Source organism: Novosphingobium sp. (assembly GCF_965229225.1).
Taxonomy (GTDB): Bacteria; Pseudomonadota; Alphaproteobacteria; order Sphingomonadales; family Sphingomonadaceae; genus Novosphingobium.
On sequence record NZ_OZ245867.1, the window covers coordinates 460,870 to 480,194 of the forward strand.

Genomic DNA, 19,325 nt, shown 5'->3' on the forward strand with positions numbered 1-19,325 from the left:
CGGTCCGGATGGTGAATTCGGGCGCCGGGCGGCCATCGACACACATGGCAGGCGCGGCGGTTCTGTCGCGGCTGCCCGGTAACCGGGCAGCCTGGAGACAGCTTTTCATCGTTTCAGGCATGGGCGGAAGGTACCGGGCGGATGGACTTGCAGCAAGCCATCCGCCCGAACCCCGCATAGGCATTAGAACTTGTAGCTGAGCCCGATGTAGAAGTCCCGGCCGTAGCGCTGGTAGTCGATCACCTGGCGCGGATCGTTGTTCTGGTAAGTGATGAACGGACGATCGGTGAGGTTGCGCGCCTGGAACAGGATCGAGAGGCCTTCGAGCGCCGTACCGGGCTGGAAGTCATACCCGATCTGGGCGTCGAGGATGCCTTCCGCCTTCGCCGTGCGGTAGGTCGGGTTGGCCGACAGACCCGCGACTTCGGCGAGGAACTTCGAGCGGTAGCGATACGAAGCGCGGACCTGGAAGCCGTGCTTTTCGTAGTAGACCGAGGCGTTGCCAACCCAGTCCGACAGGCCCGGAAGGGTAATCGGGTTGGTCGGATCGCTGTTCAGGCGGATCGTACTGTCAGTGTACGAACCGCTGCCATAGAAGCCGAAGCCGTCAAGCGAGGGCGAAACCAGCGAGAACGGCAGCGAGAGCGTCAGTTCTGCGCCCTTGAGCGAGCCGCCGCCATCGTTGAGCGGCTGCGAGACAACGCCGACCGTGGTTGCGAGCTGATCGCGGATAGCTGCCGGCAGCGAGGCCGCGACGGTCGCGAAGTCGAACGGCAGGTTGCGCTGCGGGTTCACGAAGTCGGTCAGCTTCTTGTAGTAGCCGGCCAGCGACACGTAGCCGCCCTTCGGGAAGTAGTGTTCGACCGAGACGTCCACGTTAGCCGCACGATAGGGACGCAGCTGTGCGTTGCCACCGGTCGACTGGAAGAATGGGCGGGTAGGATCGTTCGAGCCAAGGTTCTGGAAGTTGAAGTTCAGCTCCTGGTTGACCCGCTCCTGATCGAGACGCGGACGAACCATGCTGAGCGAACCGGCCAGCTTGACGTAGGTCGCATTGGCAACTTCGAGCGAGAAGTTCGCGCTCGGCAGGACGCGCCAGAACTTGCCGCCGCCCGTGGCAGGCACGACGAGCACGGTTCCGGTGGCCGAGTCGAAGTTCGAGATCGAACCGGTCGAGCTCTGATCGGTGTAGACCGCCTGCACGCCGATCGAGCCCGTGAGCTTCTTGCCGCCGACGTCGCCGTCAAGCTTCACCATGGCGTAACCGGTCCACACCTTCTCGGTGACGGTGTTGTCGCGCACCAGCGAAACCGGGCGGTTGTCGTAGACCGAGGCCAGCGAGTTGTTGAGGAGGTAGACAGGATTGAGCGCGAGCATCTGCGGCACGCCGAGGTAGGCGAGCGGCACGGTGCCGACGACGGCCTGATCCGGAATGGCGGCAAACTTCGGGGTCCCGCTGTCCACCGAGCAGTCGCTGCCGGCGCCCTTGGGGCACAGGAAGAACGAGGTAAACGCCGAGGTCTTCTTGCGGCGGCTGAAGTTCGCGCCGATCTGCCAACCCGCGAGCGGGCCCGCGCCTTCGAGCGAACCATCGAGGTCAGCCCGCAGCGAAAGCAGATCGTCCTTGAACTTCGGACGGTTGAGGAAGCCCGCCTGCACGACGGCCTTGGTGCCGTTGTAGCCCCAACCGCGCGGGTCGGTCAGGCCGAACAGCGACTTGTCGGCGTAGTTGAGCGTCGGGACGATATCGAACGTGCCGTTGGGATTGGCCGAAATCTTGAGCGTGTCCGAAGCGCCGGTCGCACCGTAGCCGGTGCCGGTGTAGGTCTCGAGCAGATCGTCGGTGCGCTTGGCGGTGCTGTAGGACGCGTCGACGGTCAGATGCATCGTGTCGCTGAGACCGATGACGTTGTTCCAGCCAATCGAGAAGTTGTCGGCCTCACGCTTGTTGCGGTCGTTGCGCTGCACGGCGTGAACGCCGGAAACGGTGGCCTGCGTGACGAGGCCGTTGTCGACCGTGTAGCCGGGCTGCACCGTGGCGCCCGAACCCCATGCCGGCGCGATCGGGAACTCGATGCCGCGCAGGATCTGGGTTTCCTTGAAGTGCGAATAGAGCACGTCGAGGGTCGAGTGGAAGTTGTCGCTCGGTTGGTATTCCAGCGTGGCGACGGCGCCGTAGCGCTGCAGCTTGTTTGACTGGACGTAGGGCTTGGCGCCGCCGAGGAACAGGTTGCCGCCGGCTGCGCCTTCGTTCGGGAAGCCCCAGGCGTTGTAGCGCTCGTTCTGCGAGGGCGCGTCGGTGGCCGAGACGCCGATGGCGATGCCGAAGGTGTCGTTTGCGAACTTGTCGACGTAGGCGGCCGAAGCGCGGTAGCCATAGCGGCTGCCATCGGGGTTGAGCTTCTTCTGGCCGTTCATCTGGCCGCGCAGCTGCACCGAAACGATGCGGTCCTTCTGCGCAAGAGGGCGCAGCATGCGCAGGTCGACCGTGCCGGCGATACCAGCAGCGACCAGCGAGGGGGTTGGGGCCTTGTAGACGACGACGTTCTTGAAGAATTCGGCCGGGTACTGGTCGTACTCGACGCCGCGGTTATCACCGACAGTGACCTGCTCGCGGCCGTTCAGCAGGGTGGTGCCGAAATCGGGGCCGAGGCCGCGGATCGATAGGCGCTGATCGCGGCCTTCGAGACGCTGCGAGGTGACGCCGGGCAGACGGGCGAGCGAATCCGCGATCGACACGTCGGGCAGCTTGCCGATGTCTTCGGCCGAGAGCGCTTCGACGATGGTCGGCGCGCCGCGCTTGATCGAGGCCGAGGCGTTGAGCGAGGCGCGGTAGCCGGTGACGACAATCGCGCCATCATCGGCGGCGGGCGCTTCGGCAGCGGCCTGCGGCGCAGCATCCTGCGCGAAGGCAGGTGCAGCAAGAGCGGCAGCGGTCAGCGCAATTGCCGAACTGCCCAGACGGATAGCAAAAAGGGTGTGGTTAGCCATGGAAATCAGATCTCCCCCATGCGGCCAGATCGTGGCCTCGACGTTGTCGGAACGCGGTTTTTCCGGGTTCAGTACGAGGCGCTGGGTAGGCCCGGCACGACAAGGAACGAATATGGCATACGTATACCATCGGAATTCCGGGAGTTTAGCGCACTGTGGTGAGGCCGATTTGTCACGCACGGCGCCTGCACAGCGCTCTGAAAGCCATGAGTCCTCCGGGGCAATTGCGTCCATGCATTTCCATGCGTAGACTGCAGCATCGTTGACCAGGCGGGGGAAAACCGCGGCGGCGCGGAGGAGGTTGCACGCGATGGGCCGCAGGCCTTCCAACAAGCCGACCAGTTTCGACATCGCTTATCTGGCGGGGGTTTCGCAGCCGACGGTGAGCCGGGCGCTGCGGGGCAGCAAGTCGGTCAGCCTTGCCACGCGCCAGAAGATCGAGGCGATTGCGCGCCAGCTTGGCTACACGGTCGACAAGAACGCCTCGTCGCTCCGCTCGCAGCGCTCCAACACGCTGGCGCTGCTGTTTTTTGAGGATCCGACGCCGGACGAATCGGGCATCAATCCGTTCTTTCTCGCTATGTTGGGTTCGATCACGCGGCATTGCGCGGCGCGCGGACTCGATCTGCTCATCTCGTTCCAGCGGCTCGATGATGATTGGCACAAGCGCTATCAGGATAGTCACCGCGCCGACGGGCTGATCCTGCTCGGCTATGGCGACTACACGCTTTATGAGAGCCGTCTGCGCCAGTTGGTGCGCAGCGGCGCGCATTTCGTGCGCTGGGGCGCGGTGGAGCCCGACACGATCGGTGCGACGGTGGGCTCCGACAATTTCGGCGCAGGGCGGCTGGCGGGCGAGCACCTGCTGGCGCGCGGGCGGCGGAAAATCGCCTTTCTGGGGCAGGCAGACAGCCACTATCCCGAGTTCAAAAACCGCTACGAGGGGCTGGTTCGGGCAGTAGAAACCGCAGGCCTCACGCATGATCCCGATCTCGTCGTACCGGCGATTTCATCCGAGGAGCTGGGTTATCAGGCCGCGCGCAAGCTGCTGAAGAGCGGCAAATCCTTTGACGCCATTTTTGCCGCGAGCGACCTGATCGCAATCGGGGCGATGCGGGCGCTCGCCGAAGCGGGCCTCAGCATTCCCGGCGATGTCGCGCTGGTCGGCTTCGACGATATTCCGGCCGCCAGCCTCACTTCGCCGCCGCTGACAACGGTGATGCAAGACATGCGGCATGCCGGTGTCGCGCTGGTCGAGACGGTCATGGCGCAAGTCGAGGACAAACCCCCGCCCTCGCCCTTCCTGCCCACCCGGCTCGTGGTGCGCGGCAGCACCGGCGGATAGTCCGGATCGGAATAATCATGCAGGCATATGGATGACATTCGTATGCATTGCTGCCGAGGGCCCTTCGCTGGCCTAGGGATCAGGCAGAGATAACAAAGCAGATGCATCCGCTACACGGGCGCATGGGGGAGCCGAACGGCGTGACAACTCGTCAGAAACCGCAGCAGTCCTTTTGGGGACTGTGGAATGTGAGCTTCGGCTTTTTCGGCATCCAGCTCGCGTTCGGGCTGCAGAACGCCAATGTCAGCCGCATTTTCCAGTCGCTCGGCAGCAGTGTCGACGATCTTGCGTTCCTGTGGATCGCGGGGCCGGTGACGGGCCTGATCGTGCAGCCGTTGATCGGGCATTACTCGGACCACACCTGGGGACGTTACGGACGGCGGCGGCCCTACTTCGTGGCAGGCGCGGTGTTTTCGGCGCTGGCGCTGCTGGGCTTGCCGCAAGCGGGCGTGCTGCTGGTGGCCGCCGGGTTCCTTTGGCTGCTCGACGCATCGCTCAATATCGCAATGGAACCTTTCCGCGCCTTTGTGGGCGACATGACGCCCGACGACCAGCGCGCACAGGGTTTTGCGCTGCAGACCTGGTTTATCGGCGCGGGTGCGGTGATCGGCAGCCTGCTGCCGGCCGTTTTCGCGCACCTCGGGATCGCCAATACCGCGCCAGAAGGCGTGGTGCCGGATTCGGTGCGGCTAAGCTTCATGATCGGCGCGGCGGCGATGGTGCTGGCGGTGGCGTGGACGGCCTTTCGCGTGCGCGAATACAGCCCCGAGGAAATGGCGGCATTCAACACCGACCATGCCAATGCCGCGCAGCATGGGCAGCCGCTGGTCTATTCGGCTCGCGGGCCGATGTGGCTCTTGATCGGTGCCGGTCTGCTGGCGATCGTGAACGAAATGGGGCTCGACAAGCAGCTCTATGTGCTGGGGGGCGGCCTCGCCCTCTTCGGCGTTGCGCAGATCGTGCTGCGCGCCACCAAAGCCGGTGGTGCACTGGCGGAAATCATGAGCGACCTTGCGCAAATGCCCGCGCAGATGCGCCAATTGGCGGTGGCGCAGTTCTTCACCTGGACCGCGCTGTTCATCCTGTTCATCTACACGACCCCGGTCGTCACCCGGAACGCCTTCGGGGCGACTGACACGACGGGCGCGGCCTATAACGCGGGCGCGGACTGGGTGGGCGTGATGTTCGCGTTCTACAACGGCGTCGCCGCGCTCGCGGCGTTCCTGCTGCCGGTGCTCGCAAAGCGGATCGGGAATGCGCGCACGCACGCGCTGTGTCTGCTCGGCGGCGGAGTGGGCTTTCTGCTGCTGCTCGTGCTGCGCGACGCATGGCTGCTGCTGCTGCCGATGGTGTTTATCGGCATTGCCTGGGCCTCAATCCTGGCGATGCCCTATGTGATCCTCACCCGCGTGCTGCCGCCGCACAAGTTCGGCATCTATATCGGCGTGTTCAACATCTTCATCGTCGTGCCGCAGCTGATGGTCGCGACGATCATGGGGGGAGTGATCCGCAGCTTCTTCCCGACCGACCCCAAGTGGACCATGCTGGTGGGAGCGGTGGTGATGGCGGCGGCCGCACTCGCGATGCTGCGCGTGCGCGAGGAAAAGCCAGCCTAATACTGGAACGCCGCCTCAGGCACCGCGTCCATCAACGCCTCGTTCCGTTCGCGCATCTTGTCGCGGAATTCGCCATGGGTGACGATGTAGAGCCGATTGGCGAGAATGCCTTCGGCGACGACCTCGCCCACGGTGGCGGGGTCCATCCAGTCATTGCCGGGCGGGCGTTCCAGCAGGCTGGCCTCGCTCCGTGCGAAGCCGCTGCCCTCGCGCAGGTGCGCCGGGCGGTTGAGCGCAGCCTCATGGATATTCGAGCGCACGAAGGCGGGGCACAGGACCGACATGCCGATGCCCTTCCCGGCGAGTTCCTCGCGCATGTTTTCCGTCAGATTGAGCACTGCCGCCTTGCCCGCAGCATAGATCGCAAAGTTCGACGGCATGCGGACCGCTGCGGCAAGTGATGACACGTTCACCACATGCCCGCCGCGCCCGTGCGCAATCATGCGCGGCAGGAAGCTCTGCAGGCCATTGATCACGCCGCCGAGATTGACGCCCAGGCCGTAGTCCCAATCGGCGTATCCGGCTTCGAGCAACGGTCCTTCGACACCGACACCGGCATTGTTGACAAGAATGTCGATGCCGCCGAGCTCGATATCCATGCGTTCGGCGACGGCGGCAAAGGCAGCGCGATCGGTGACATCGAGCGTCAGCGCAGCAACGCTGCTGGCGAAGCCGGCTTCCCGGATATCCACCAGCGCGCGGTCGATGTGATCGGGCCGAAGATCGGCGATGACGACGAAGGCGCCGCGCTCTGCCAGCGCCTTGACGATCCCGAACCCGATTCCGCTGGCACCACCGGTGACAAAGGCCCGCTTGTCATGGAAGCTGCGCATGGGGCCTCCCTTCAGCCCTGATAGACCCAGTAGCGCGGGCCGAAGCGTGCTTCGAGCTCGGCGAGCTTGGCCTTGTGGATTGCCTGGATTGCAGTTGGGGTAGTCGCTTCCTCGGCGGGAACTTCCTCGAGGCGGATGCTGGTCGGGTCCTCGTAGAGGTGCTCCCCGGCGAGGCGGGCCTTGTCGTCATAGGGCCAGATGAACGCCTGTCGGCTGGAGACATGGTAGAGCGCATCGGCCCTGGGCGCATCGTAGCCCATCGCCTGCAAATCTGCGCCGCGCGCAAGCTGGTGGAAGGTGATCTCGTCGCAGATGCCCCAGTCGTTCACCGCGAGGCGGTCGTCGGAATGCCACAGCACCGCCTGCCCGACGCTGTTGTAGAAGCCCTTAACGCCTTCCTTGCCTACGATCACGGCGGGGTTGGCGCCCCAGGTGACACGATAGACAGGGTGATCGACCATCATGTCGCTGGCGGTGATATCCTCATAGAGACCAGCCCCTTCGAGATGCACGTGGCGCCAGAAGTTGAGCAGGATGGCCTTGTGCAGCGGGTTGGAGGTTGCGCCGAAGAGCGCCTCGGTTGGGTCCATGCATTCGAATACAGCGCGCTCGATGGCGTTCGTCGGCAGGGTCGTCGCGATGTTCATCGGCCTCTCCTTGTCTGTTCTGGTTCAGGTTCCCGGCGCGATCAGCACCTTGCACTGCTGCGTGCGGCGGCGCAGCGCCTCGAACACGGTGGGAGTGCTGGCGAGCGGGATGGTTTCGGTGACAAGGAGGCGCGGCTCGGCAGCGCCCCGGTCCAGCGCATCGAGCGCGGCGTGGTATTCGTGAGCGGTGAAGAAGGCCGAGGTGACGAGGCGCACTTCCTTCGAAAGCATGGCGAAGCTGTTGAAGGTATCGGGCACGGTGCATAGGCCAAGCAGCACGATGGTGCCGCGCGCGCGGACTTGCTCGACGGCTTGCGCAATGAGGCCGGGAACGCCGACGCATTCGAATACTACGTCCGCCTTGCCGCCCAGCGCACGCTCCGCTGCGCCGATGGGATCGGTGCGATCCGCGACGAAATCGTGCGCACCCATGGCAAGGGCGCGGTCCTGCTGCCAGGTGGCGACATCCTGCACCACGACGCGCCCGGCTCCCATGCGCCGCGCCCAGAAGGCGGCGGCGAGGCCGATGGGACCCGCGCCGAGGATCAACACCTTGTCGCCGATATGCATGCCCGCCATGGCAACCCCGTGGAGCGCGACGGCGAGCGGTTCGATGATTGCGCCATCGGCCAGACTGGCGGATTTCGGCAGCTTCACGCACTGGTTGGGCTTGGTGAGGGCAAATTCGGCATAGCCGCCGCCCTGCAGGCCGAAACCATCGCACCATGAGACATTGCCCGCGAGGCAGGCGGGACAACGGCCGCAGCTCTTGAGCGGGCTGACCGCCACGAGATCGCCCTTGGCAAGGCCTTCTACGCCTTTGCCGAGTTCGACGATCTCGCCCGCGAATTCATGCCCGAGGATCGAGCCTGCGCCCTGCCCGTAGGCCGGGTCCTCGGTCATGTGCAGATCGGAGCCGCAGATGCCGCAGCGGCCGACCTTCACCACGACCTCGCCTTCGCCGGGCTCCGGATCGGGCACGGTTTCGATGCTCAGCGGCTTGTGCAGGCCCTGCATGACGGCGGCGCGCATGGGGTTCGCTCCTCAGTGCGCGGTCTGGCCGCCATCGATGGCGATGGTGGCACCGTTGATGAAGCTTGCAGCATCCGAGAGGAGGTGCAGCACGGTTCCGGCGATTTCCTCCGGCTGCGCGGCGCGGCCGCTGACATTGCCGGCGAAGAAGGCGGCCCGGAAGTTCGGGTCATCAGCCCAGTGCTGTGTCATCGGGGTTACGACAAAGCCGGGGGCGATGGCGTTCACGCGGATGTTCGCTTGCGCGTATTCAACCGCCGCCGCTTTGGTGAGGCCGGAGACGGCGTGCTTCATCGCGCAGTATACGCTCATGTTCGGGTCCGCGATCAGCGCACCGACCGAGGCGGTGTTGACGATGGCGCCGCCGCCCACTTTCAGGAAATGGCGGATTTCGGCTTGCATCGCGAAAAACACGCCCTTGAAATCGACGTCGATGGCGAGGTTCATCTCCTCCGGCGTCACTTCATGGATCGGGCGCTGCGGGGGCAGAATGCCGGCGTTGTTGAAGGCGGCGTCCAAGCGGCCATAGCGATCGAGGCAGGCCGCCACGAGCGCGTCCATCGCGGCGGGATCGGTGACATTGGCGTGCATGAACGACGCTTCACCACCCGCCTGCTTGATGATGGCCACGGTTTCTTCGGCACGGGAATCGATATCGCCGATGATGACCTTGGCACCAGCACCGGCAAGCGCAACGCAGGCGGCGCGGCCGATTCCAGTGGCTCCGCCGGTTACGAGGACGGCCTTATCGGCGAAGGTCATTCGGTCCATGCGGCCTGCTCCCCCTTGGCAACGCGCGCGGAATTGCCGAGCAGGAAATCGCCCAGCACATCGACCGCATCCGGGAAGGCCTTCTTCACGCGGGCGCTGAGGTCGGCGCTGTCCTTCGAGGCGGCGACCAGCTTCGGCCACTCCGCGATATAGCGGCGGGTGAATTCAAGGCCCGATGCGTCGTTCGGCGTGCCCGGCTTGTCATGCCCGGCCACCACAATCTCGGGCTTGAGCGCGATGAAGCTGTCATTCGCCTTGCCCCAGGCGGCAATGGCAGCGGCGTCATGCTCGCCCATCCAGAGGTACATCTGGTTGTAGACGAGATCACCGGGGAACAGCGCCTTGATCGAAGGTGCCCAGAGCGCCGTGGCGTGGACATGATCGCCCTGCACGGGGCCGAGGACTTTCAGTTCCTTGCCCTCCAGCAAGATCGTGTCACCCTCCATCGCGGCAGGCGCGGTGGGATGGCGCGGGGCGTTGACGCCGAGGACCGGATACCAGCGCTTCACCTTGAAGGGCAGCGAGCGCCAGATATCGGCGGCGACCACCGGGTGCGCGACGATCTTTGCGTCCGGGAAGGCATCCTGCAGCACTTCCATTGCGAAGAAGTGATCGGGATGGTCATGGGTGATGAAGATCGTGGTGAGGTGCTTGCCGCTATCGAGCACCATGGCGACGACGCGGTAGGCATCGGCGCGGGTGAAGGGCGCATCAACGAGGACCGCATCCTTCTCGCCCTTGATAAGCGCGATATTGGCGAAAAGCGAGCCGCCGCTGGTGCGCAAGGTTTCGACCGTGAGCGGCTTTTCCTGCGCATGCGCGGTGGTGGAGAGCAGCGCGGCGGCGAGCGCCAGAAGCGTTTTTCTGATCATCATGCGATCCCTGATTTGCCGGGGGCGAGGATGTGGTTTGGATCGAGCGCATGCTTGAGCTTGGCGTTGAACGCGCGGTTCACGGTGCCGAACTGCTGCGCAACAAGGTCCATGGCATGAACGCCGGTGCGGTAGCTCGCCCAGCCCTTTTCGCCGAAGCCGATGACGAGTTCGCGGTAGCAATCGTCCGCGCGCTTTTCTTCGGCGGGGTCAGACTTGTCGTAAAGCAGCGCGATGATGTGGTGGAGTTCGCGGCTGCCGATGGCAAAGGCGGCGGTATAGTCGAAGCCGTGCTTGCCCAGGATCTGCTTGGCGAGTTCGACCTGTCCCTGCGTTTCGCTGCCTTTGGCGGGTGCGACCGGCGCAAACCACGCAAGGCCGCCACCATTGCCACGCCAGCGCGCGAGGCCGATCTCGTCGAGATTGAGGCCGCCCTGCATGAGGGTGGCGTGATGGTGGAACCACGGGTTGTCCGCCATTTCAGCCTCGGTCAGCACTTCGCCGTCGATTGCGGCAAAGGCGGCGCGGATGATCTTCTCGCTTTCCGCGATCATTCCTTCCGTGCCGTAGAGCGCGATATAGGTGTTCCACATGCCGAGGTTGTTGGCTGTGGCAGCCTTGGAAACGGCCTCGTCCGTGATCGGGCCGGCGCCGTCCCAAACCTCGCTGCGGCGTTTGAACATGGCCAGCTGATAGGCGCCGCCCATCATCAGCACCACGTTGGGCACGATGTTGGCAATGCGCAGCGGACGCATTGCCTCGACGATGCGGGCGACGTCCTCCATCTTCTTGTGGCGGATGACGAAGGGTTTGTAGACCGGCGGCGCGGGCATGAGCCACATGCCCATCTTGGTCACGATGCCGAAGTTCGATTGGGTGAAAAGGCCATCGAGATAGGGCCCGTAGCCCCATTTGAACGCCTGCCATGCGGACGGGTTCTTTGTCGAGCCCATTCCGGTGCGCAAGATCTCGCCATCCGCGAGGACGACTTCCATGCCGCACTGGACCATGAAATGCTCGCCATAAGGCGTATACCCCACGCCGCGATCGAGCGTGTTGCCGACCGGACTGGCGATGGGGCCAACCGTGGGTACGTCGATCCACAGCGGAAGGTTGTTCTCGACCAGATAGTCCTTGAGCTGGCGGTAGGTTACGCCGGGCTCCACGAGCGCGGTGCAGAGCTCGGGATCGACCGAGATGATGCGGTTCATGCGCTTCAGGTCGAGGATCATCTGCCCTGGCATGGCAGTTGTGGTCTGGCCATAGCCCATGTTCTTGCCAGTGGAGACCGGCCAGATCGGCTGGCGGAACTGGTTGGCGATCTTGACGATGGCCTGCACCTGCTCGACGTCTTCCGGACAGACCGCGCCGACGGGGACATGCTTGCCGAAGGGATCGGGCGTGTAGGACTTCTTCCACGGCGCAACGGCCTCGGGATCGGCGAAGACCCAATCGTCGCCGACGACCTTGCGCATGGCGGCGACGGCGCCCTTGAAATCGGCCTTCTTCACGCCGGGCGCGAGGACTGCCTTCGCCTTGGCGCCGGTGCCAAGGCCAACAGCGGCGGCGGAGGCCGCGCCCGCACCGAGGAGGCTGCGGCGATCGAGATTGACGGTCATTGGCCGTGCTCCTTGGGATCGGCAGTGCTGGTCTGGACCCAGGCGGCCAGTGCCTTGAGCTCGGCGGGCGTCACTTCGGTGGGGCGGAAGGCGGGCATCGCGTTCTGACCGTGGCGGACCATGTATTCGACCGTTTCGGCAGGAAGGCCCCTGCCCCGGATCACCGGGCCGACGTTCTTGCCGTGGCAGTAGCCGCAGACTGCTGCGTAGACCTGTTCGGGGCTGCGCTGCGCCTGGACTTCGCCCAGCTTCTGCGCGGCCTGCGCCGTGCTGGCGAGCGCGATGCCAGCGGCGAGGATCAGCGCGCGCTTCACTGGTACTTCCCCAGCATCATGCCGCCGTCGATCACGACGTGGCTCCCGGTCATGTAGTCCGAGGCGTCGGAGGCGAGCAGCAAGGCCAACGGCTTGAGCTGTTCGGTTTCAGCCACCGCACCCAGCGGCACGATGGCATCCCAGGCCTTGCGCGCGACAGGGTCCTTCTTGAGCCAGCCCCCGCCGATATTGGTGACGAACGGTCCCGGCGCGATGGCATTGATGCGGATGCGGAACTCGGCGAGTTCCAGCCCCAACGCGCGCACCATGTGCAGTACGCCGGCCTTGGCGGGCATGTAGGGCAGGCCGACAATCGGCTCGGTGACGAGCCCGGCGTTGGAAGCCGTGCAGATGATCGAGCCGCCGCTGCGGCCATTGGCGCGGCCAGTCTGCTTCATCACCCGAACGGCATTGCTAACGGTGTAGAACACGCCCGAAAGGTTGACCGAAATCGACTTGTCCCAGCGCTTCGGGTCGTACGTATCGACCTGGCCATCGGGATTGCGGTGCCCGGCGGGGTTCCAGAAACCGGCACCCGTATCGATCCCGGCATTGGCGAAGGCGATGTCGAGCCCGCCATAGGTCTTGGCATGGGCATCGAACGCGGCGGCCACAGCCTCAAAGTCGGACACATCGAGGCGGTCCGCGCGGGCTTCGTATCCGGCCTCGCGCAGACGGGCGGCTTCCCGCTCGGCGCCTTCAGCGTCGATATCGGTCAGCGTGACCATGGCACCGGCTTCCGCCATGGCTTCGGCATAGGCGAGGCCGATGCCTGAGGCCGCGCCCGTGACAAGCGCAGAGCGGCCCCTGATGTCGAAACGGTCCAGAATTGCCATTGTCGTTGTATCCTCTCCTTCCGCAGCGGCCCTATTCGGCGGCTTGCGGTTGTCGTTCCCGGTCTATCAGGCGTTGCAACATGCGGCGCGCGCGCACCCCGCCGCCATCGCCGTTCAGGATGAGCGGGCGCAGATCCCAGAAATCGAGCCCACGCATCAGGCGGTGGCTGTCGCGGATCAGCGGCATGTCCTCCTGCTCGAAGGCAAATTCGAGTGCGCCGCGCATACCTGCCGTGAACTCGGCATCGCCCAGCGCGAAATCGCGCGCGGTGGCCCAGAAGTAGTGGGTCGTGTCGGGCGTTTCGGGCGTGAAGGCGTGCAGCGAGGGCAGCAGCGTGCAGTCTTCGCGCGGGGTGCCGGGCGGGCCAGCGCGAAAATCGAAATAGAGCACAGCGGGGGCGTGCCAGACGACCCAGCCATAGAAATCCTGCTTGGCCCCAACGCGCCCCAGCATCCCGCCGATGCCCTCGGAGAGGTAGTCATCGAGACGGATGTATTCCGCGTGGACCGTCTCGCCGTCCTGCCAGAACTTGCGGGTCCCCTCGGTGAAGGCTGCGGCGACCAGCGCGGGATGGACAAAGTTGGCGTGGCTCAGGTCGAGGATATTGTCGCTGTAAAGCTCGTAGTGCCCTTCCGCCACGGTTGCTCCGCGCACGGCTTCCCACTTTGGATCGGAGAGCCAGCTGAAATCAGGGATCAGTGCGGGATCGGCCTTGTCCGCCTCACCCATCCAGATCCACAGCAGCGCGTGGCGCTCCACGAGCGGATAGACCTGAAGCTTGCTTTCCGGCAGCTGGCCGCCGGGATGCGGATTGTGGACGCAGGCACCGCTGCCATCGAAGCGCAGGCCATGGTAGGGGCACATCAGCGCGCCTTCCACCACCTTGCCCTGCCCCAAAGGCGCAAACCGGTGCGGGCAGCGGCCCGAAACGGCATGGGCCTTGCCCTCCCCATCGCGAAACAGGGCAACCGGTTCTTCAAGGAACACGCGCTGCTGGGGCGCCGCGCCCAAATCCGTGGCCCAGCCCGCCACGTACCACGTGTTGCGCAGATACGTGCCGACCGGCTCCGCACCGAGTTTGGGGACCCCAGCGTCGCTCATGTCAGCCGCTCCCTCAGAGATAGAGCTGCTTGTTGATCGGGATATTGTTCTCCCGGCAGTAGGTCTCGTAGTGGTTCATGAACCACCACACATCGAGCGTTTCGACATGGTTGCCGTGCTCGTCGAAGAACTCGTTGGCGCCCTGCATGTGGAACAGCGCCTTCATGCCGTTCGGATCATCGGTAACGAGCGTGTGCGCGGTGCCGGGGGTTTCGGTGATGAACTCGCCCGGCTTGCACACCCAGTCGTACTCAAGATAGCGGAACGAGCCTTCGAGCCCGATCGCCCAGACGCGGCCGCGGTGCTTGTGTGTGCCGATCACCCCGGGGCCCTTGATCCACAGGATGTTGACGTAGACGTTATCACGCACGTCAAAAGCGAGGTGCCGGATCGCGGCGTTATCGCCGAAGGGAACCCACGGGCTCTCGGTTTCCGAGGCGCCGACGTAAGTGCCTTCGACGCCCTTGGACTTGATCAGCGCACCGTAAAGCTCGGGCACATCGACGATCTTGTAGGCCCCGGACGGCGGGGCAGTCATGGTGGCCATCGGGCGATCCCTCAGAGGTAGAGCTTGGGATTGATGGGAATGTCGTTTTCCCGGCAGTAGGTCTCGTAGTGATTGATGAACCACCAGACGTCCGAGGTGTCAGCGTAGGCGCCGTTCTCGTCGAAAAAGTCGATCGGCCCCTGCATCCACCCGAACAGCTTCACGCCGTCGGGATGCTCGGTGACGAGGGTGTGGCTTTCGCCGGGGACTTCGAGGATCAGCCCGCCGGGCGAGGCGACCCAGTCGTATTCCAGATAGCGCACGCTTCCTTCGAGGCAGACCATCACGATCGTGCCGCGATGAAGGTGCGTACCGATCGTTCCGGGGCTCTTCACCCAGAGGATGTTCGAGAAAATGCCCTGTCGCACGTCGAAGGCAAGGTGCTTGATCGCGGCGTTGTCGCCGAAGGGAACCCAGGGGCTGTCGACGTCGGTCTGTGCGTCGATGTAGCGCCCGCCCGGGCTCAGGCGCGCAACCAGCTCCTTGTGCGCGAACCCGACATCGACGATGGCCTTCTTGCTGGAAGGCGGTGCAGTCATGGCATTCATTGGGAAGCGCTCCTTTTAGCGGATCAGCGTATCGACGTAGTCGGCACCGATGCCGACCCGGTCGTAATGCTCGCGCGCGTTCTTGATGTAGTCAAACACATCGAAGTGCCCGGTGGTGTTGCCATCATCATCCAGCCACATCAGCGGCCCGGAGACGACGAAGAACACTTTCATCGGGTCCTCGTGCTCGTAGCAGACCAGCGTGTGGCTCTCGCCCGGGGTTTCATAGACGAAGTCGCCCGCGGTCGCGGTCCACTCATGCTCAAGATAGGCCCACTTGCCGCTGATCGTGTAGGCCCAGATCGGGTGCGGGTGATAGTGGCGGTTCACCAGGCCCGCCGATTTCGACATGAGCACATCGGCCCACATGTTCTTGGAGGGGCTGATCCAGACGGGCTTGGAGCTCACCGTCTCGCTGATCGGCACCCAGTAGCGCTCATCGCCCTCGGCGATCTTCGACAGATAAACTTCGGGAAGGCTGCCTTCGCGGAACACCTTGTCGACCGGCTTGATGCCTTTCCAAAACTCGGAGTGGGCGGTTTCAGGCACGTTTGACTCTCCCTGGGTGAGAAGGGCGGGCGCACACGGCGCCCGCCCCCTGATTTGTCTGCCTCAGAACTTGAGGCCAAGCTTGACGTACCATTCGCGCGGACGGCTGTAGGTGCCGTAGATCTGACCACCCGCGATCTGCGCCTGCCCGGTCACCAGATAGCGTGTATCGGTCAGGTTGGTCCCGCCAACGGTCAGGTCCCAATGCTCACCCGGCTCCTTGTAGGTAACCGAGCCGTTGAGGATGTCCGTGCCCGGACGCTGCAGCAGATACGCGCGCTCGGTGTCGTTCCACAGCGACGAGGAGTGCGTGTAGTCGGCGATGAAGATCAGCTTGCCGCCGTTCTTGAACGCCGCTTCGTAGCGCGGACTGATGTTGAACTTCCACTTCGGCGTCTTGGGCAGATCGGCGCCCGGGAACACACCGGCCTGGAACGGGTTGGCCGCGACCTGCGCCGGTGCCAGAACCGAGGTGTACTTGGCATCGAGATGGCCGATCGACGCGTTGATGGTGAAGCCATCGACCGGCGCCGCGGTCACTTCGACCTCGAAGCCCTTGATCTTGGCATCGCCCGCGTTCTGAATTGTCGGCGAGACGCCCTGCTGGAAGTTCAGCTGGATGCCCTTGTAGTCGGTCTGGAAGACCGCCGCGTTCACCTGCAGACGGCGGTCGATCAGGGTCGACTTGACGCCCAGTTCATAGGTCGTGGCCTTTTCCTCACCGAAGCCCGGAGCATAGGGCAGCGGGTTGGACAAGCGGGTGGTCCAGCCACCGGTCTTGTAGCCCTTCGACCAGCTGGCATAGACCATCACGTCGTCGTTGGGGTGGAACTGCACGCCGACCTTCGGCGCGAAGTTGTTGAACTTCTTCTGCTGCGTTCCCGCAATGTAGTAGCGCAGCGGCTGCCCGGCGTTCGGGAACCCGGCGGCGATGCGGCAAGCATCGCTGATCGGGTTGATATTCGCGCAGGCCGGCGGGCCGGCGTCGATCCCGGCAAGGAAGTTCAGGATCTTGTAGGTCAGGCCGTTGGCGTCCGACTGGAAGCCCTCGAAGGTCTTGTCTTCGTGCGTGTAGCGGCCGCCCACCGTGATGCCGAACATGTCGCTGAACTTGTAATCGACCTGACCGAAGAACGCATAGTTCTTGGTCGCGAGATCGTTCGGACCATCGACCTGGAGCAGGCCTTCGGCGAACGTCACATAGTCATGCAGGTTGCCCGCTTCCTTGAAGTAGTAGGCGCCCAGCACGTAGTTCAGCTTCTTGTCCATGGCATTGCCGAGGAGCTGGAGCTCCTGGCTGAACTGCCACTGCTCGGTGGTGAAGCTGGTGTGGAGGAAGTTGAGCGGCGACCCGTCAAGATCGGTGCCCACGTTCCAGTGCAGCTCGCGGTAACCGGTGATCGACTTGATCGTGAGCGAATCGCTCAGATCGTAGGCCATCGTGAGCGAGCCGCCGTAGGACTTCAGCTTCGAGTAGTTGTTGCCGTTGGCGTAGCTCGTGTCGATGTTGCCGGTCACGAAGCGGTTGTCATAAGGCAGACGGTTGTTGCGCGGATCCGCATCGACATTCACGCCGTAGACGCTCGGATTGTCGAAGATCGAATTGAGGCCGCCGATGCCGCCGATGTAGGCGAACGCGGGCGGGCCGCCGCCGCAATCGGTGCTCGAGGCGATGATCGCGCAGTTGTAGGTGCCGGCGAAGACCGCGGGGGTCGTCGTGATCAGCGTGTTGGCGATCTGGCTCTGGTCGACGTTGGTGTAGTCCGCCGACAGCGTGGCGGTGAACGGACCCCTGTCGAACTTCAGCTTGCCGCGCAAGTTCCAGTTGTTGTCGCCGCCTTCGGTGCCGAGCCCGATGTTGTTGAAGCCCGCAGCCTTGTAGTTCTGGATGTTGGTCGAGGCATAGTTGCCCGCGCCCGGATAGGCGATGCGCTTGAGGTAGCCGGTGCGGTTCTTGGTCGAGAAGCTCACCGAGGCGCCGAGGCCGTCCGTGATCGGCAGGTCGACCGTGCCGCGCGTCTGCACGAGGCTGAAGCGGCCGACGGTGACATCGCCCTTGAAGCGGAATTCCTTGCCCGGATCGTGCGTGACGATCGAGATCGCGCCGCCGATGGTGTTGCGGCCGAAGAGCGTGCCCTGCGGTCCCTTGAGCACTTCGATACGCTCGACATCGGGCAGGTCCTGGTTCGCGCCGACCGAGCGGGCGAGATAGACGCCGTCGAGATAGATGCCGACGCCCGGATCGATGTTGAAGGCGAAGTCGTTGGCGCCGATGCCGCGGATATAGGCCGAAAGCACTGCCGTCGAACCCGAGAACGGCGTACCGGCATCGAGCGTGACGTTGGGCGCGATGTTCGAAAGCGCCGCGACGCTCGTCACCGAGCGTTCCTGCAGCGTATCAGCGGTGAAGGCGGAAATCGCGATCGGCACGTCCTGAACGTTTTCCGCACGCTTCTGTGCGGTCACGACGATTTCCGCGATGCCGCCTTCAGGGGCAGCCTCAGCCTGGGCCTGCGGTGCGCTCTGCGCGAAAGCCGGACCGGCCAGCGCGGCTGCGAGCACGGCAAGTGATACCGATGTTCGTCTCATGTTGCTCTCCCTATCCTAATGTCACTGCCCGCTTCGCCCCCTGGCGGCCGGACATGCGCATTCGAATTCATACGCCGCTTCGGACCTATCGGCTTGGACTGGAGCGCAAGCTGATCAGGACTGGAGCGCAAGATCGTACTGTTTCCGGCACCTATTTGCGCCGCCATTCACGTGGTGAAACGCCAAAGCGCTGCCGAAACGCACGGGCAAAATAGGCGCTGTCGTTGAAGCCCAGTTCGAAGGCGACTTCGGTGATGCTGGCATCGGGCGCGGCGCCGAGCCGCTCGGCGGCGCGGGCAAGGCGGCGTTCGAGGATATAGGCGCTGGGGGTCGTGCCCATGCTGGCGAACAGGTTCTGGATGGTGCGGACCGATGCGCCGCAAGCGGCGGCGAGGTTGAGCGTGCGCAGCGCCGGATCGGCCAGCTGCGCCTCGACAATCCCCAGCACGCGGCGGCTCAGCGCGCTGTCTGCCGAAGGTACTGCGGCATCGGGCTTGGTCGCCCCGCGCATCGCCAGCGCAACAAGATCATAGAAGACCTGGCTGACCCCCTCCTGCCAATCCGGATCTGCAAAACCCTGCTGGCTCTGCCGCCAGAGCGAGAGCAGGAAATCGTGAAACACGCGCGCGCCGGGAGTGCCCCCGCTCATGCGCTGGCGCAATGCATCGTCAAGGCCGGGGAAACGTTCGGCAAGCGGAGCGCGCGGGAACTCCACGACCAGCAATTCGTGCGCGGCGAGATCGATCGCGTAAGCCTCATGCGGCGAGGCGATCACGAAATCGCCCGCACCCAGCATGGTCTCGGTGCCGCTCTGGCGGTGGCTGCTGGAACCCCGGCACTGGAGGTGGAGGATCAGCCGTTCCTCAGGCGTGTAGCGCGGATCGCGGCCAACGAACGAGGCGGTCGAGCGCGGGCGGATCATCGCAAGATCGCCGACCTGCCAGGTCCACATCTCGCCGGTGAAATCCTCGCTGGCGCTTTTCACGTAAGTGCCGCTGTAGACCCGGTCGACCAGCGCATTCCAGAACGCGAGCCGTTCGGGCGGGGCGATGCCATCGGTGGCGAACTTCTGCACTGCGGTCATGGCGGGCACATCCTTGGCAGAGAGGATCAG

General features: G+C 64.3%; 17 protein-coding genes. 2 read left to right on the forward strand and 15 right to left on the reverse strand.

Annotation, left to right across the window (positions count from 1 at the left end; translation table 11 throughout):
- Nucleotides 1-183 precede the first annotated feature (183 nt).
- Nucleotides 184-2,991, reverse strand: coding sequence for a TonB-dependent receptor (locus tag ACO06X_RS01845; protein ID WP_421838317.1), 2,808 nt, complete (start codon nucleotides 2,989-2,991; stop codon nucleotides 184-186).
- 310 nt (nucleotides 2,992-3,301) lie between these two features.
- Here ACO06X_RS01845 and ACO06X_RS01850 point away from each other — a divergent pair, with 310 nt between their 5' ends.
- Entirely contained in the window at nucleotides 3,302-4,336 is a 1,035-nt protein-coding gene (locus tag ACO06X_RS01850; RefSeq protein WP_421838318.1) for a LacI family DNA-binding transcriptional regulator, read from the forward strand.
- Nucleotides 4,337-4,458: 122 nt separating this feature from the next.
- Complete coding sequence (locus tag ACO06X_RS01855) at nucleotides 4,459-5,952, forward strand: MFS transporter (protein WP_421838319.1); 1,494 nt, start codon at nucleotides 4,459-4,461, stop codon at nucleotides 5,950-5,952.
- Here the strand turns inward: ACO06X_RS01855 and ACO06X_RS01860 are convergent.
- The 14 genes from ACO06X_RS01860 to ACO06X_RS01925 all read right to left on the reverse strand — a co-directional run bounded on the left by ACO06X_RS01860 (nucleotide 5,949) and on the right by ACO06X_RS01925 (nucleotide 19,295).
- Nucleotides 5,949-6,785: an SDR family NAD(P)-dependent oxidoreductase gene (locus ACO06X_RS01860; RefSeq protein ID WP_421838320.1), complete on the reverse strand. Its 837-nt coding sequence runs from the start codon at nucleotides 6,783-6,785 to the stop codon at nucleotides 5,949-5,951. The genes ACO06X_RS01855 and ACO06X_RS01860 overlap by 4 nt on opposite strands.
- A gap of 11 nt (nucleotides 6,786-6,796) precedes the next feature.
- The gene (locus tag ACO06X_RS01865; protein WP_421838321.1) at nucleotides 6,797-7,432 is read right to left on the reverse strand and encodes a hypothetical protein; all 636 of its coding nucleotides are present in this window, start codon (nucleotides 7,430-7,432) and stop codon (nucleotides 6,797-6,799) included.
- A 24-nt stretch (nucleotides 7,433-7,456) separates the two neighbouring features.
- Nucleotides 7,457-8,464 carry an alcohol dehydrogenase catalytic domain-containing protein gene (locus ACO06X_RS01870; RefSeq protein WP_421838322.1) on the reverse strand — a complete coding sequence of 336 codons (1,008 nt, stop codon included), beginning with the start codon at nucleotides 8,462-8,464 and terminating at the stop codon, nucleotides 7,457-7,459.
- A gap of 12 nt (nucleotides 8,465-8,476) precedes the next feature.
- Nucleotides 8,477-9,235, reverse strand: coding sequence for an SDR family NAD(P)-dependent oxidoreductase (locus tag ACO06X_RS01875; protein WP_421838323.1), 759 nt, complete (start codon nucleotides 9,233-9,235; stop codon nucleotides 8,477-8,479).
- Nucleotides 9,223-10,107: an MBL fold metallo-hydrolase gene (locus ACO06X_RS01880; protein ID WP_421838324.1), complete on the reverse strand. Its 885-nt coding sequence runs from the start codon at nucleotides 10,105-10,107 to the stop codon at nucleotides 9,223-9,225. Before ACO06X_RS01880 ends, ACO06X_RS01875 begins: the two co-directional genes overlap by 13 nt.
- The gene (locus ACO06X_RS01885; protein ID WP_421838325.1) at nucleotides 10,107-11,726 is read right to left on the reverse strand and encodes an FAD-binding oxidoreductase; all 1,620 of its coding nucleotides are present in this window, start codon (nucleotides 11,724-11,726) and stop codon (nucleotides 10,107-10,109) included. The genes ACO06X_RS01880 and ACO06X_RS01885 overlap by 1 nt, the downstream gene beginning before the upstream one ends.
- Nucleotides 11,723-12,040, reverse strand: coding sequence for a c-type cytochrome (locus ACO06X_RS01890; protein WP_421838326.1), 318 nt, complete (start codon nucleotides 12,038-12,040; stop codon nucleotides 11,723-11,725). Before ACO06X_RS01890 ends, ACO06X_RS01885 begins: the two co-directional genes overlap by 4 nt.
- Nucleotides 12,037-12,876 (reverse strand): SDR family NAD(P)-dependent oxidoreductase, encoded by an 840-nt coding sequence (locus tag ACO06X_RS01895; protein WP_421838327.1) that lies wholly within the window; start codon nucleotides 12,874-12,876, stop codon nucleotides 12,037-12,039. The genes ACO06X_RS01890 and ACO06X_RS01895 overlap by 4 nt, the downstream gene beginning before the upstream one ends.
- 31 nt (nucleotides 12,877-12,907) lie before the next feature.
- On the reverse strand, nucleotides 12,908-13,978 hold the full coding sequence (locus ACO06X_RS01900; RefSeq protein ID WP_421838328.1) for a Rieske 2Fe-2S domain-containing protein: 1,071 nt from the start codon (nucleotides 13,976-13,978) through the stop codon (nucleotides 12,908-12,910).
- Nucleotides 13,979-13,991: 13 nt separating this feature from the next.
- Nucleotides 13,992-14,525, reverse strand: coding sequence for a 2,4'-dihydroxyacetophenone dioxygenase family protein (locus tag ACO06X_RS01905; protein ID WP_421838329.1), 534 nt, complete (start codon nucleotides 14,523-14,525; stop codon nucleotides 13,992-13,994).
- 11 nt (nucleotides 14,526-14,536) lie between these two features.
- A complete protein-coding gene (locus ACO06X_RS01910) occupies nucleotides 14,537-15,073 on the reverse strand; it encodes a 2,4'-dihydroxyacetophenone dioxygenase family protein (RefSeq protein WP_421838330.1) in 537 nt (178 codons plus the stop codon).
- 15 nt (nucleotides 15,074-15,088) lie between these two features.
- On the reverse strand, nucleotides 15,089-15,622 hold the full coding sequence (locus ACO06X_RS01915) for a 2,4'-dihydroxyacetophenone dioxygenase family protein (RefSeq protein ID WP_298172971.1): 534 nt from the start codon (nucleotides 15,620-15,622) through the stop codon (nucleotides 15,089-15,091).
- Between the two features lie 63 nt (nucleotides 15,623-15,685).
- Nucleotides 15,686-18,211, reverse strand: a complete 2,526-nt coding sequence (locus tag ACO06X_RS01920) for a TonB-dependent receptor (RefSeq protein ID WP_421838331.1) — start codon at nucleotides 18,209-18,211, stop codon at nucleotides 15,686-15,688.
- A 151-nt stretch (nucleotides 18,212-18,362) separates the two neighbouring features.
- On the reverse strand, nucleotides 18,363-19,295 hold the full coding sequence (locus ACO06X_RS01925) for a helix-turn-helix domain-containing protein (protein ID WP_421838332.1): 933 nt from the start codon (nucleotides 19,293-19,295) through the stop codon (nucleotides 18,363-18,365).
- Nucleotides 19,296-19,325 lie beyond the last annotated feature (30 nt).